Source organism: Citrobacter sp. Cb023, assembly GCF_030336805.1.
Classification (GTDB): Bacteria; Pseudomonadota; Gammaproteobacteria; order Enterobacterales; family Enterobacteriaceae; genus Citrobacter; species Citrobacter braakii.
Genome location: NZ_JAOWCV010000038.1, coordinates 163,304 through 175,840, shown reverse-complemented (window position 1 = coordinate 175,840; position 12,537 = coordinate 163,304). Strand labels below are relative to the sequence as shown.

The 12,537-nt window shown below is 51.2% G+C and carries 17 protein-coding genes and 1 riboswitch; of the genes, 8 read left to right on the top strand and 9 right to left on the bottom strand.

The annotated features are described in order from the left end of the window. Window positions 1-59 precede the first annotated feature (59 nt). Window positions 60-719, top strand: coding sequence for a tellurite resistance TerB family protein (locus OGW44_RS14555; protein WP_016156220.1), 660 nt, complete (start codon window positions 60-62; stop codon window positions 717-719). Between the two features lie 86 nt (window positions 720-805). Then, window positions 806-2,881 carry an oligopeptidase B gene (gene ptrB, locus OGW44_RS14550; RefSeq protein WP_109017732.1) on the top strand — a complete coding sequence of 692 codons (2,076 nt, stop codon included), beginning with the start codon at window positions 806-808 and terminating at the stop codon, window positions 2,879-2,881. On the opposite strand, the gene exoX is transcribed toward ptrB, so the two are convergent. The 3 genes from exoX to OGW44_RS14535 all read right to left on the bottom strand — a co-directional run bounded on the left by exoX (window position 2,863) and on the right by OGW44_RS14535 (window position 4,542). After that, entirely contained in the window at window positions 2,863-3,525 is a 663-nt protein-coding gene (gene exoX, locus OGW44_RS14545) for an exodeoxyribonuclease X (RefSeq protein WP_049040232.1), read from the bottom strand. The two genes, ptrB and exoX, sit on opposite strands and share 19 nt — an antisense overlap. A 23-nt stretch (window positions 3,526-3,548) precedes the next feature. Next, window positions 3,549-4,205 (bottom strand): carbon-nitrogen hydrolase family protein, encoded by a 657-nt coding sequence (locus OGW44_RS14540; RefSeq protein ID WP_016156222.1) that lies wholly within the window; start codon window positions 4,203-4,205, stop codon window positions 3,549-3,551. Window positions 4,206-4,311: 106 nt separating this feature from the next. After that, window positions 4,312-4,542, bottom strand: coding sequence for a DNA polymerase III subunit theta (locus OGW44_RS14535; RefSeq protein ID WP_003034925.1), 231 nt, complete (start codon window positions 4,540-4,542; stop codon window positions 4,312-4,314). A 143-nt stretch (window positions 4,543-4,685) separates the two neighbouring features. Here OGW44_RS14535 and yobA point away from each other — a divergent pair, with 143 nt between their 5' ends. From yobA to OGW44_RS14520, 3 genes are read left to right on the top strand one after another with little or no spacing between them, the layout of a single operon-like run. Beyond that, the gene (gene yobA, locus OGW44_RS14530) at window positions 4,686-5,060 is read left to right on the top strand and encodes a CopC domain-containing protein YobA (RefSeq protein ID WP_047415373.1); all 375 of its coding nucleotides are present in this window, start codon (window positions 4,686-4,688) and stop codon (window positions 5,058-5,060) included. A gap of 3 nt (window positions 5,061-5,063) precedes the next feature. After that, on the top strand, window positions 5,064-5,936 hold the full coding sequence (copD, locus tag OGW44_RS14525; RefSeq protein ID WP_137351950.1) for a copper homeostasis membrane protein CopD: 873 nt from the start codon (window positions 5,064-5,066) through the stop codon (window positions 5,934-5,936). 20 nt (window positions 5,937-5,956) lie between these two features. Continuing rightward, the gene (locus tag OGW44_RS14520) at window positions 5,957-6,295 is read left to right on the top strand and encodes a YebY family protein (RefSeq protein WP_003833793.1); all 339 of its coding nucleotides are present in this window, start codon (window positions 5,957-5,959) and stop codon (window positions 6,293-6,295) included. Window positions 6,296-6,631: 336 nt separating this feature from the next. Here OGW44_RS14520 and OGW44_RS14515 read toward each other — a convergent pair whose 3' ends face one another. The 4 genes from OGW44_RS14515 to OGW44_RS14500 form a co-directional block, all read right to left on the bottom strand. Continuing rightward, window positions 6,632-7,717 carry a tyrosine-type recombinase/integrase gene (locus OGW44_RS14515; RefSeq protein ID WP_047415377.1) on the bottom strand — a complete coding sequence of 362 codons (1,086 nt, stop codon included), beginning with the start codon at window positions 7,715-7,717 and terminating at the stop codon, window positions 6,632-6,634. After that, window positions 7,686-7,958 carry an excisionase gene (locus OGW44_RS14510; protein WP_072034353.1) on the bottom strand — a complete coding sequence of 91 codons (273 nt, stop codon included), beginning with the start codon at window positions 7,956-7,958 and terminating at the stop codon, window positions 7,686-7,688. The genes OGW44_RS14515 and OGW44_RS14510 overlap by 32 nt, the downstream gene beginning before the upstream one ends. A gap of 64 nt (window positions 7,959-8,022) precedes the next feature. Continuing rightward, complete coding sequence (locus OGW44_RS14505; RefSeq protein ID WP_047415379.1) at window positions 8,023-8,265, bottom strand: DUF4060 family protein; 243 nt, start codon at window positions 8,263-8,265, stop codon at window positions 8,023-8,025. Window positions 8,266-8,304: 39 nt separating this feature from the next. After that, window positions 8,305-9,303: a RecT family recombinase gene (locus OGW44_RS14500; RefSeq protein ID WP_185654378.1), complete on the bottom strand. Its 999-nt coding sequence runs from the start codon at window positions 9,301-9,303 to the stop codon at window positions 8,305-8,307. A gap of 506 nt (window positions 9,304-9,809) precedes the next feature. Here OGW44_RS14500 and OGW44_RS14495 point away from each other — a divergent pair. Beyond that, a complete protein-coding gene (locus OGW44_RS14495) occupies window positions 9,810-10,121 on the top strand; it encodes a DNA cytosine methyltransferase (protein ID WP_185654379.1) in 312 nt (103 codons plus the stop codon). Here OGW44_RS14495 and OGW44_RS14490 read toward each other — a convergent pair. Then, entirely contained in the window at window positions 10,063-11,358 is a 1,296-nt protein-coding gene (locus tag OGW44_RS14490; RefSeq protein WP_185654380.1) for a voltage-gated chloride channel family protein, read from the bottom strand. The genes OGW44_RS14495 and OGW44_RS14490 overlap by 59 nt on opposite strands. A gap of 87 nt (window positions 11,359-11,445) precedes the next feature. Next, window positions 11,446-11,507: riboswitch (Fluoride riboswitch) on the bottom strand. Window positions 11,508-11,682: 175 nt separating this feature from the next. Then, entirely contained in the window at window positions 11,683-11,925 is a 243-nt protein-coding gene (locus OGW44_RS14485) for a DinI family protein (RefSeq protein WP_047414238.1), read from the bottom strand. A gap of 74 nt (window positions 11,926-11,999) precedes the next feature. Here OGW44_RS14485 and OGW44_RS25820 point away from each other — a divergent pair, with 74 nt between their 5' ends. Then, window positions 12,000-12,242: a DNA polymerase V gene (locus OGW44_RS25820; RefSeq protein ID WP_446661275.1), complete on the top strand. Its 243-nt coding sequence runs from the start codon at window positions 12,000-12,002 to the stop codon at window positions 12,240-12,242. Between the two features lie 2 nt (window positions 12,243-12,244). After that, a partial coding sequence (locus tag OGW44_RS14475) for a HumD family translesion DNA polymerase (RefSeq protein WP_502873893.1) occupies window positions 12,245-12,537 on the top strand: 293 nt, incomplete at its 3' end.

Below are 12,537 nucleotides of genomic sequence, written 5' to 3'. Positions count from 1 at the left end.
CTTCCTGACATCCCCTCGGGTACGCTTTGATGATTATTCGTCTGTACTTGAGGGGCAACATGGCTAACTGGCTGAATCAACTTCAATCTCTTCTTGGGCAAAAAGGATCTTCCGCGTCATCTTCTGGTGAGCAAGGGCTGAGTAAACTTCTGGTTCCCGGCGCGTTAGGCGGTCTGGCAGGATTACTGGTTGCCAACAAATCTTCACGTAAGTTACTGAGTAAATACGGCACCAGCGCGCTTCTGGTGGGCGGCGGTGCGGTTGCCGGTACCGTGTTATGGAACAAATACAAGGATAAGGTTCGCGCGGCGCATCAGGGTGAGCCGCAGTTCGGTGCACAAAGCTCGCCGCTGGATGAGCGAACCGAACGACTGATCCTGGCGCTGGTTTTTGCGGCGAAAAGCGATGGTCATATTGATGCCAAAGAACGTACCGCCATTGAGCAGCAGCTCCGTGAAGCAGGCGTGGAAGAGCAGGGCCGTGTTCTGATCGAACGCGCCATTGAACAACCGTTAGATCCTCAGCGCCTGGCACAAGGGATCCGCAACGAAGAAGAGGCGCTGGAAATTTACTTCCTGAGCTGTGCGGCGATTGATATCGACCACTTTATGGAGCGTAGCTATCTGAACGCGCTGGGCGATGCGTTGAAGATCCCGCAGGATGTTCGTGAAGGCATTGAACAGGATCTCAAGGAACAAAAACAGGCTTTACCGGGTTAATTACTTGCCGTTAAGGCGCATGTTTCGCTTGCATCATTGCTGTCTTTTGCCACCCTTATAGGATGTTTAAGCAAAAGAACAATGACATGCTACCAAAAGCTTCTCGTATCCCCCACGCCATGACGAATCATGGCGATACCCGTGTTGATAATTATTACTGGCTGCGAGATGACACCCGCTCGCAGCCAGAAGTGCTGGATTATCTGCAACAAGAAAATGCGTATGGCCGCCAGATCATGGCCTCGCAGCAGGCATTGCAGGATCGCATCTTGAAAGAGATTATCGACCGTATCCCGCCTCAGGATGCTTCCGCCCCCTATGTGAAGAATGGTTATCGCTACCGGCATATTTATGAACCGGGGTGCGAATATGCCATTTATCAGCGTCAGTCTGCCTTCAGTGAAGAGTGGGATGAATGGGACACCTTGCTGGATGGTAACCAGCGCGCGGCCCACAGTGAGTTTTATACGCTGGGGGGACTGGCGATATCTCCGGATAACACCATCATGGCGTTGGCCGAAGATTATCTCTCTCGTCGGCAATATGGCGTGCGTTTTCGCAATCTGCAAAGCGGCAACTGGTATCCGGAAGTGCTGGAAAACGTTGAAGCGGATCTGGTCTGGGCGAATGACTCGCAAACCTTCTATTACGTGCGCAAACACGCAACGACGCTGCTCCCGTATCAAGTGTGGCGGCATACCGTCGGCTCGCCGTCATCACTGGATGAGCTGGTGTATGAAGAAGCCGATGACATGTTTTATGTCAGTCTGCATAAAACGACCTCGTTACATTATGTGGTTATTCATATCGCCAGCGCGACCACCAGTGAGGTTTTGCTGCTTGACGCAGAACTGGCGGATGCCGAGCCGTTAGTCTTTTTAGCGCGACGCAAAGATCACGAGTACAGTCTCGATCACTATCAGCATACGTTTTATCTGCGTTCCAACCGTCAGGGTAAAAATTTCGGCCTGTACCGTACCCGTGTGCGTGATGAACAAGCCTGGGAGACGCTGATCCCGCCGCGCGACAGCGTCATGTTGGAGGGCTTTACGCTGTTCACAGACTGGCTGGTGGTGGAAGAGCGTCAGCGGGGCTTAACCAGCCTGCGACAGATTAATCGTAAAACGCGCGAAGTGGTCGGTATCGCTTTTGATGATCCGGCGTATGTGACATGGCTTGCCTATAATCCAGAACCTGAGACATCGCGCCTGCGTTATGGCTATTCCTCCATGACCACACCGGACACGCTGTTTGAACTGGATATGGACACCGGAGAGCGTCGCGTACTCAAACAGACGGAGGTCCCAGGATTTGATGCGGCGAACTACCGTAGCGAACACGTCTGGATCACCGCGCGTGATGGCACCGAGGTTCCGGTTTCGCTGGTTTACCATCAAAAGTATTTCCTGAAAGGGAAAAACCCGTTACTGGTCTACGGCTATGGCTCGTATGGCGCCAGCATGGACGCCGATTTCAGCAGCAGCCGCTTGAGCTTACTGGATCGCGGCTTTGTTTATGCCATTGCTCATGTGCGTGGCGGCGGCGAGTTAGGACAGCAGTGGTACGAAGACGGTAAGTTTCTGCTCAAGAAAAATACCTTCAATGACTACCTCGACGTCTGCGACGCGCTGCTAAAAATGGGTTATGGCGCGCCTTCGCTGTGTTATGGCATGGGGGGGAGCGCCGGAGGAATGTTAATGGGTGTTGCCATTAATGAGCGCCCGGAACTCTTCCATGCCGTCATTGCGCAGGTGCCTTTTGTCGATGTGGTGACCACGATGCTGGATGAGTCCATTCCCCTGACGACTGGTGAGTTTGAAGAGTGGGGGAATCCGCAGGACGAAGAGTATTACACCTACATGAAAAGCTACAGCCCGTATGACAATGTTACAGCGCAAGATTATCCTCATCTGCTGGTTACGACGGGATTACACGACTCCCAGGTGCAATACTGGGAACCGGCAAAATGGGTGGCAAAACTTCGCGAGCTGAAAACGGACGATCATCTGCTGTTACTCTGCACGGATATGGATTCCGGGCATGGCGGAAAATCCGGGCGTTTTAAATCATACGAAGGCGTGGCCCTGGAATACGCGTTTTTGATCGGACTGGCGCAGGGGACACTGCCTGGGCAGGCATCTGCTCAGGGGTTATCCAGATAGTGCTTTAGCGTTAAGCGCAGCTCCGGGCTCATACTGTCGAGGTTATTAAATAACCAGCGCAGATAGCCCGGATCGCGTTCAGCCACTTCTGATACAGGTTTTCCGCGGTACTTGCCGAAAGTGAAAGTAGTGAGTAACGCAGGACGGCCGGTAATATCGACCATCTGTTCTGCTGACCAGCCTGACGTTTGTATGATGTCGATCAGCAGTGCCGCGGTGATGTAGCAGTCGTACAGGGCACGGTGATGATGCAGGCCAGCTGGCGTCTGCACGCTCAGCTTGCGCGATTTATACAGCGCCATGTTGCTGTATTTGATTCCTGGCCACAAACGACGGGAGAGTTTCATGGTGCAAATCCACTCCCCGGGCATGTCGGGTAATACGCGGCGATCAAAACTTGCATTGTGCGCCACGTACCATTCGCTGCCGTAATATTGGGGGATGACATCTTCAATCCACGGCTTATCGGCCACCATCGCTTCCGTAATGCGATGAATTGCCATCGCCTGAGGGCTGATGGGGCGGTCAGGACGCACCAGGTGGCTCATGGGATTGACTATTTTTCCGTCAACCACATCGACAGAAGCAATCTCAACAATGCCTCCCTGCAGACCACAGGTTTCTGTATCTATTATGCGCAACATGCCATGCTCCTGACCCAAAACGATTAGCGTAAAGGAATGATATCACCTTGCCAACCCCGTGGCGTGCGTTGACCGGTTAAGAGTAAGGAACCGCTGTCTGCGCGAACAATCAATCGACCTTGCTCATCCCATAACGCGCTGCTGCCACGCGCATTGGCCATTAATACCGCGATGGCAAATTTATGCGAGAAACTCTGTAGACGAGATGTGGAGGAGAGCAATTCGGGCTCACTGACAGACTGACTGCTGGTGAATAGCGAGTACGCCGGGTCGATATCGATACCTTCCGGCTGGCTATCCACAACGCTGATGGCATTTTGCTGTCTGGCGATACAGGCCCCGTGGCTCTGGTGAAACGTTAAGGGGGAGGTCATCCAGGGAGAGAAAAGCGCGATACCTTTTACGAACCGATTGTTATGTTCTACCGATAGCCCCGCAATAATCGTCATGCGATAAGTCACGGCAGCATGCGCGAGAGGTTCTAACAACGCTTCATCGGGTGGGGCAGGGAGCGCGTCATTCTCATCAACACAACCCAACAGGGAAAGGGAGGGGAAAACCAGCAATTCACATTGGCATTGAGCGGCTGCCTGAATGAATTGCAGGTGATGCGCGACATGTTCGGTAACTGAGGTCTGAAGAGGTTCGTACTGTGCTGCTGCGATTTTCCAGTGTGACATAATGATTTCCTTTTCATAGTGTCTACAACCATCTTTAAAGTATAGATTAAGAATATACTTATACTGTAGCAGGCATCATGTAAGGAATCGTAACGTAATATAAGTTTTATTTAACTTTAGGCTCGTAGGGTAAACGTGAAAGGGAAACGGATGCCAGACGGTGCGCGATCAGTCTTTCCCGAAACCAGTCGCGTAAATGTTCGGGCTGTTCACGCTCAACGACTTCGGCAACAACCGGCATGTTGTATCGCTCCTTAAATGCGACACCCGCCGCGGCCAGGTCAACATTGACCTTATCCATTTCAGCTTGCTCAAGTTTGGCCAGATTGATGTTCATGGGCTTCTCCTTTTCTCTGTCTTTCGGCGCGCAAAGTTACTAAGAGTGTGCATTAATGGCAAGACCGAAATGATGATTCTCGACTCGATCATTGTAGAAGGTTATTCTCTATAGATTAGACATAACAAAAAGGAATAGTTGAAATGGCTTCATCTGCATCTATGCTTCGCAACGCTCTCATCGTACTCGCCAGCCTTCTGGCAACTCCCGCCGCCCTGGCTCATGCTCACCTGACGAAACAAAGCCCGGCGGCTAATGCCGATGTTGCGGTATCTCCTCAGGCGTTGACGCTGAATTTCTCTGAAGGTGTCGAGCCGGGATTCAGCGGCGCAACGCTAACAGGCCCAAACAAAGAACAGATCAAAACGGGCAAGGCATCACGCAGTGAACAGGACAAAACACAACTGATTATTCCGCTTGCTCAAACGCTTGAGGCCGGAAAATATACTGTCGACTGGCACGTCGTCTCCGTGGATGGTCATAAGACAAAGGGGCAATATACCTTTAGCGTGAAATAACCGATGCTGGAATTTACCTGGGTTGCACTACGGTTTATCCATTTTACCACGTTGATGCTGGTGTTTGGCTGTGCGCTCTACGGCGCATGGCTGGCTCCCATTTCGGTTCGTCGTTTAATGATGCGTCGTTTTTTGCGTCTGCAACGACATGCCGCAGCGTGGAGCTTTATTAGCGCGACGCTGATGCTGGCGATCCAGGGTGGTTTAATGGGCTCAGGCTGGCGGGATGTTATTTCTAGTGACATATGGGGTGCCGTGTTGCAAACGCAGTTTGGCGGCGTGTGGTTATGGCAGATTATCCTCGCACTGGTCACGCTGGTGGTGGTAATTATAGTACCGCGCAGCATGCCGCGACTGCTGTTAATGCTGACGATTGCGCAGTTTATTTTGCTGGCTGGCGTCGGACACGCGACGCTGCATAGCGGTATCGCAGGGGCAATCCAGCAGGTTAACCACGCCTTGCATTTGGTATGCGCTGCCGCCTGGTTCGGTGGTTTGCTGCCCGTACTTTACTGTATGCAAATGGCGCAAGGTCGCTGGCGGGAACAGGCCATCAATACTATGATGCGTTTCTCTCGCTACGGGCATCTTTTCGTTATCGGAGTTTTACTTACCGGCATCCTGAATGCGCTGTTTATTGTTGGTTTTTCTGTTCCCTGGCACATGGCTTACGGGCAACTGCTTTTGTTAAAAGGTGCTCTGGTGATGCTAATGGTGGCGATTGCGCTGGTGAATCGGTATGTTCTGGTACCACGCATGCGGCAGGATAACCGCAGTATGACACTCTATTTTGTTTGGATGACTAAGCTTGAATGGGGAATTGGGGCCGTTGTGCTGGCGATTGTCAGCCTGTTTGCAACCCTCGAACCTTTCTGATTGATGGATTGGCGAAACGCATGAAAAAAATCATTATCTCGTTATTACTACTGGCAAGTTCAGGGGCCGCGCTGGCTGCGCCACAGGTCATCACCGTCAGCCGTTTTGAGGTTGGCAAAGATAAGTGGGCGTTTAATCGGGAAGAGGTGATGCTGACCTGCCGTCCTGGTAACGCGCTGTATGTCATCAATCCCAGTACGCTGGTGCAATACCCATTGAATGATGTTGCCAGACAGCAGGTAGAGAGTGGGAAAACTACGGCGAAGCCGATCGAGATTATCCAGATTGACGACCCGGCGAAACCGGGCGAAAAAATGAGCCTCGCCCCGTTTGTGGAGCGTGCAGAAAAGCTCTGCTAATTGTCAGATGTAGCGTTCTGATTTCCAATAAAAAACCGCAAGGCTCGCTCAGGAGAACTTGCGGTTTTTACGTTTAGATGTGTGACAATCGTCCTTTTTTTCAGGCCACTTTAGTCGCGGACTGGAAAACCTGGCGCTGTCATCTATTCTTAAATGGCAGGGTAACTTAGCCTGCATTAATGCCAACTTTTAGCGCACGGCTCTCTCCCAAGAGCCATTTCCCTGGACCGAATACAGGAATCGTATTCGGTCTCTTTTTATATTCTTGTTTTCGTTGGGTTTTTTCGGTGCTTTCACGAAATCCCACGAAAATTACTCGAAATTTCCATATCCTGTCTAAACCATAACATATTCTGCACCACGTGCGTCCAGGTATTTTTTGGTCATTGTTAAATTTTTATGCCCCAGCAGCCTCTGTGCGAAATCCTCTCCGCGCTCCCTTTCATAGAGTCTACTCGCCAAACTCCTGATTTCATGGAACGGAGGAGGGTTGGGGCCAAACTTTAACTCTGTAGAATCCCTGATATCGGAAAACGCTTGAGTGATTCCGTCCGGAGTTAACGGACCTGGCTTCCTACCGCCACGCCTTACCGAAGAATAAATCATGAAGTCTGACGGGTTGTTTTTACGACAACGGTCGATAACATCCTGCAGTACCAAATCAGCAGAGTCCAGTCGCAAATCAAGTGGCAACGCCAATTTGTGACCTGTCTTTTCCTGCGTGACAAACAACCTTCCATCCCTGATATCGCTGAATCTGAACAACGATACGTCCTCTCTTCTTTGTCCGGTGACAAGTGCAAGGTCACATGCATTTGCAGCCCATTCGGAATGGGTTGTTGCGGCATCTCTTATTATCTCAAACTGTTCAAGCAAAAGACGCTCACGCTTCACTTTTGGTGTCGGCGTTCTTGTCGGCTCTGCCGGGTTCCTTTCAATATGCCCTTCGACAATCGCTTCCCTGAAAATATCCAACAACACCGAACGCAGTCCGGAGGCCATGCTCTTCTTGTCACAGAGTATGTAACTCTCAAGAAAAGAAGATACGTCCTTCGTGCTGACAGCAGATAGCGGCATACGTCCGAATTCATCACTGATAGTGGCGATCTGGTTACGCCTGACCTTCATCGTGTTGGGCTTCAATTCTCTTCGCTCAAGAATTACTTCGTAACGCTCAAGCCACGCTTTCACCGTAAATGTGGGTGTTTCCTTTATGCGGTCCAGCAGCGCTGACGGAAGGTAATTCTGTTCGATGTAGTTATTGGCTTCGATGGCCTGAGAAATGGCGTCCTTTCTGTCGATCCGGCCAAGAGATAACTCTTGACCGGTAATCGGGTTTCGCCAGCTATAAAGCCTGTCTCTTTTACGATAGGTCAGGTTACGGGGCAGGTTAGCGTCGTAACGAACTGGCCTTTTCGCCATGAGTCAGTCTCTCCAGTAGAGTGCCGCCAGTTGGCAGCGCTAGGTGTTTTGCTTTGTGACGAAGGTTCTTTTTGCTCGGATCCACATAGATGGCGTCAGGCTGAACCTTATATTCTTTGCCGTGAAGCTCCGGGGCAGGGAAAATGCGCCCCTCCCGCGCCCAGCGGCGAAGTGTTGAAAGAGACGGAGGGGTTGAATAAGTTGAATTCGCCCATTCCAGCAGATTAAGAAGCTTGGCCATACTACCTCCGGCTTCCGGCAACTTATTATAGAGCTGCCGGAAAACTGTTAATGAAATATCGTTATCAACTCACCTGACCTGGCAGCGCGCGCAACCGGCGCATACCTGTCATTGCCGTGGCCACGTAGCTCGCCTTACGGTTAACTACCTCAACCCAGACTTTTACGCCTTCAACTCTCACCGTGTACGTCTCTTTCATCTTGCTGCGGCCATAGTCGCCGTAACGTTCTGCATGAGTGGCCAGTGCTATGTCGCATGCCTGACGCGCTAATGGGGATTGCTGATTGGCTCGGTTAATCAGTCGCATTACATCTCCTCAGTGGGAGGGCGAAGCCTCCCGCCTCCCTTAGGCCACGTATTCCGGTTTCATATCCGCCAGGGTGATGCTGAACTGATCGTGCAGCTCGTCGCCCAGATGACGTTTCACCGTTGCAAGAACTCGCTCAACTTCCCCAAACCGTTCAGCTGCATCCGGTTCGTCCGGAGACGGTAGGGAGTTGATCGCTGCCTCAACCTTGTTACGTGAATCAACCAGGTAATAACGTTTCACCGCCTTGTTCTTCAGCTCAGTGAACAGGGCTGAACCCAGCGTAACCTTCGCGCTTTCGATATCAGCGCGCAGCGCTTTGGCGCTATCAACATCCTGTGCGGCATCTATACGCTCGCGGAAATCATCAGCCAGTGAGTCGATATTTACCGACGACTCCTGCGCGCTCTGCGTGGTTGTGACGGTGTCACCTGCTATTTCAGCAGCGCTCATTCGTTGTATTGGTGCAGGGTTAATTTCGCGCTCTGTTCGTTGTTCCAGATCTTCTCTGTCATAAACACCCATTGTGACTTCAGGGCAGTAAGTCCTCGCCCAATACTTGACGGCCAAATAACCTATTTGCTGTTTAGGTGCGGTTTTCCACAAAGGGGAATTTCGCGTAGTAATATCAGCAAGGTAAATTGGCTCTCCCCAGGTCACCTCTGTCTCGCCTCGAAGGACTGCTCCGACACGAACAAACAAACCTGATTCATCACGCCCGTCATTTTTGCCAACAATTTTTTCCCACTCGCCGCCGTACTCGTATTTAAAGCGCCCGTGTACAACTTTGGAGCTGGTGATTAAAGCGTTGTAAAGCTGTGCTTCATAACCCAGAGCCCCGTTAACTAGGTGTGTTTTCTGTCCTACAACAAATGGGTCCATACCCCAACGAGCGGCCTGCATTATTATTGCCAGGCAATCAGAAGGTCTTCCCTGTAGATGTTTCGGTACTGTCGCTACGCCCTGAGACATCACCTCTGCTAGCTTCATCATGCGATCCATGACGTCGATATTCAGAAGCAGGGATGTGTTATTCATCGTGTTCGGTTCGTTATGCTGCCTTAACTTTAAATGGCGGCAAAACGATAAGAAACAAACATTCAAGCCCTGCGGTTAACCCCGTGGGGCTTTTGCGTTTCTGGAGGGTAAGAAAATGCACGAGTAGAACGGACAGACCGCAGCCGTTAGGCAAAGCAGCAGTCATGATGCTGCCCCGAGTCTCCGCGTAGAGAGCCGGCTTTGCATCTGGTGAGGGTTAATAAGAAAAGAAGCACCGGTAAGGCAGCGCGAACGCCGATAAGCGCACCGGTTACAGTTGCGGGGGAGCAGAGACGAACCCTAAGCACTACCCACGGCATGGGCGAGACCACTGCGAGAGTGTGGTTTGAATGAAGAATACCCGCTTATTTGCGGGCTTCGTGAAAATGGGCGACCGTTGGCAGTCTAGACCCTGCCAACAGCCATTTACCCATGAATACGGTCATGAAGTAAACCAAGGCCCACCACGCTAGCTAGCCTGGTGATACTAATGGAGTACTGTATAAATGACCAGTTATTTAACGCCTGTAACTTACGGCTCTGTTTGTTCAGGAATAGAAGCCGCATCAGTAGCCTGGAAATCGCTCAAATGGAAGGTAGAGTGGTTTTCAGAGATTGAAAAATTTCCCTGTGCTGTATTGCAGCACCACTGGCCCAACGTACCTAACCTTGGCGATATGACCCGAATTGCTGGCCGAATTCGTGATGGTGAAATTGCAGCGCCAACTGTACTGGTTGGCGGAACGCCTTGCCAGGCATTCAGTGTTTCCGGGACTTTACATTATTTGCCAACCAGTCAGGGACATCAGCAAGTTTAATATGCTCTGGCACGAAGCCATGTTTCAGGCAGGCTACGCGCTGGGAACGATAAATGCCGGTATAACCCGATATCAGCCAGGCAACAGCACAGGCCAGTGCAGCATAAACGCCCATCTCAGAGCCAAATAACTCAATCGCCATCAGTGTTGAAGCCACAGGGGTATTCGCAGCTCCGGCAAAGACGGCCACAAAGCCAATACCGGCCAGAAAACTGACCGGTAAATGCAGCACTGGAGCCAGCGCGTTACCCAGTGTGGCCCCAATATAAAAGAGCGGTGTGACTTCCCCGCCTTTAAAACCTGCGCCCAGAGAAGTGACCGTAAATACCAGTTTTCCCAGGAAATCCCATGGAGCCAGATGCTGATGAAAGGCGTCAACGATAACGGGAATACCCAGACCGATATAGCGATCAGCACCCAGGCAAAAGACCGACACAGCCACTACCAGTCCGCCAATGAACGGTCTCAGTGGCGCATAATGGATAGTCTTCTTCATGAAACTGCCGATGGCATGTGTTGCGCTGGCAAAAGCCCTGGCAGTCAGACCAAAGAGCCCACCGGCGATGATGACAGCAATCAGTGCCCAGGCAGACATATGAGGAATAAACGAGACGGAGTAATGAGTATGATGTACTCCCCATAATAACCCAGTTTGATCGGCCACAATGGCAGCGAAAATACACGGTATTAATGCGTTGTAATTCATCCGCCCAATGGCCAGAACCTCAAGCCCAAAAATGGCGCCCGCGAGAGGGGTGCCGAATACTGATGAGAAACCGGCACTGATACCGGCCATCAGGACAATGCGTCGGGTATCCGGCGTCAGGCCAAACATGCGAGTAAACTGATCGGCTATGGAGGCCCCCATCTGTACTGCGGTCCCTTCGCGCCCAACAGAAGCACCAAAGAGATGCGAAACAACAGTGCCGATAAATACCAGCGGGGCCATGCGCAGACGGATAATTTTTTGGGGATCATGAATTTCATCGAGCACCAGGTTATTCCCGCCTTCTACTGAACTTCCGTAGCGCAGATAAACCCATCCCACGGCAAATCCTGCAACGGGAAGCAGCCAGATAAGCCAATGGTGTCTGAGCCGGGTCGCCGTAGCCCAGTCAAGGGAAAACAGAAAGAACGCAGAAGCTGTGCCGGTCAGCACGGCGATCAGGAAAGCAAGGCCAAGCCATTGCGCAAGAGAACTGATTGAATTATTGAGCAGGAAGTGATTTGAGCGCATTGAAGCATCCTCAGATGGTTAATCATCCCGGACACACAACGCTGCATGGCTGATAAAACGATAAGCCTGCATCTTCCCGGTCCGGGAATAAATGCAGGCATCATTAGCCACATGGCGGTTCAAGGGGGAATGCCATCCCCTATGGGGTTATCTTAGCACAGGAATCGATTCAGCAGAAGAATTCATACCCATTGTTGACCCCCATGTATTAATGTCCGTTTTTGGCACAGAGTGGACTGTCAGGTTAGGTTTGGCTCTGTGCCATAAGACTGCCAGCTCAGGTCTGAGCTAATACAACTCAAGCGATATGATGGTTCAAGGCGTTTAATCTGAAACCAGCCACATATCAGCCTCTTCAAACATTTCCTGAACAGTACGGCTTATCTGTTCCTTCTCATGCTTGCTGGCGTCAGTGTTGATCGCCGGCAGTGTCATCATCGGTTTAACCCGGACATCAGCATCAGGGAATACCCGGTGAACCCTCTTGGTCAATTCGCCCAGAATGATATCTTTTGCACCGGGCAGGCCATCAAAATTCCTTTTGTCATAAACGAGTTCCACGAACATTGCTTATTGTCTCTTTACTGGATATATATACAGTATTTATACTGTGTTTTTATCCGGTATTCAAGAGGGGGTTAATGATGCCACGACGCAGCGATATTGAAATAGCCTGGCATGCTTCGATACAGCGAGAACCGAATGGCCGGAAGACTGTCACCACACAGCGGTTTGTCCAGGAACTGGGTAAGGTTAACTGGAACTGGACGATGAAGCAGGCCAACGATTGGATAGAATGTTATGTGACAACATTCCGCGATGTATCCACACAGGAAGGCGAGAACCGAACCTTTCAGCTGTTCAATCCAAACGGAGGGCTTTAGCCATGGGGTTCCCTTCACCGGCCAGCGATTACGTTGAAACGAGGATCTCACTCGATCAGCAGCTTATCAGCCAGCCAGCAGCGACTTACTTCATGCGGGCATCGCGTTCACATTTCAGGGAAGGGATACTCCAGGGTGCGCTGCTTGTGGTAGATGCGTCACTTACTGCCTGTGATGGCTCACTGCTGATATGTGCAATCGACGGGGAATTCAGGATCAAGCGATATCGGACTCATCCTCAACCCCATCTGATTAATCTGGAGAGCGGGAGAAGGGAGGCGCTACCAGTAGATGA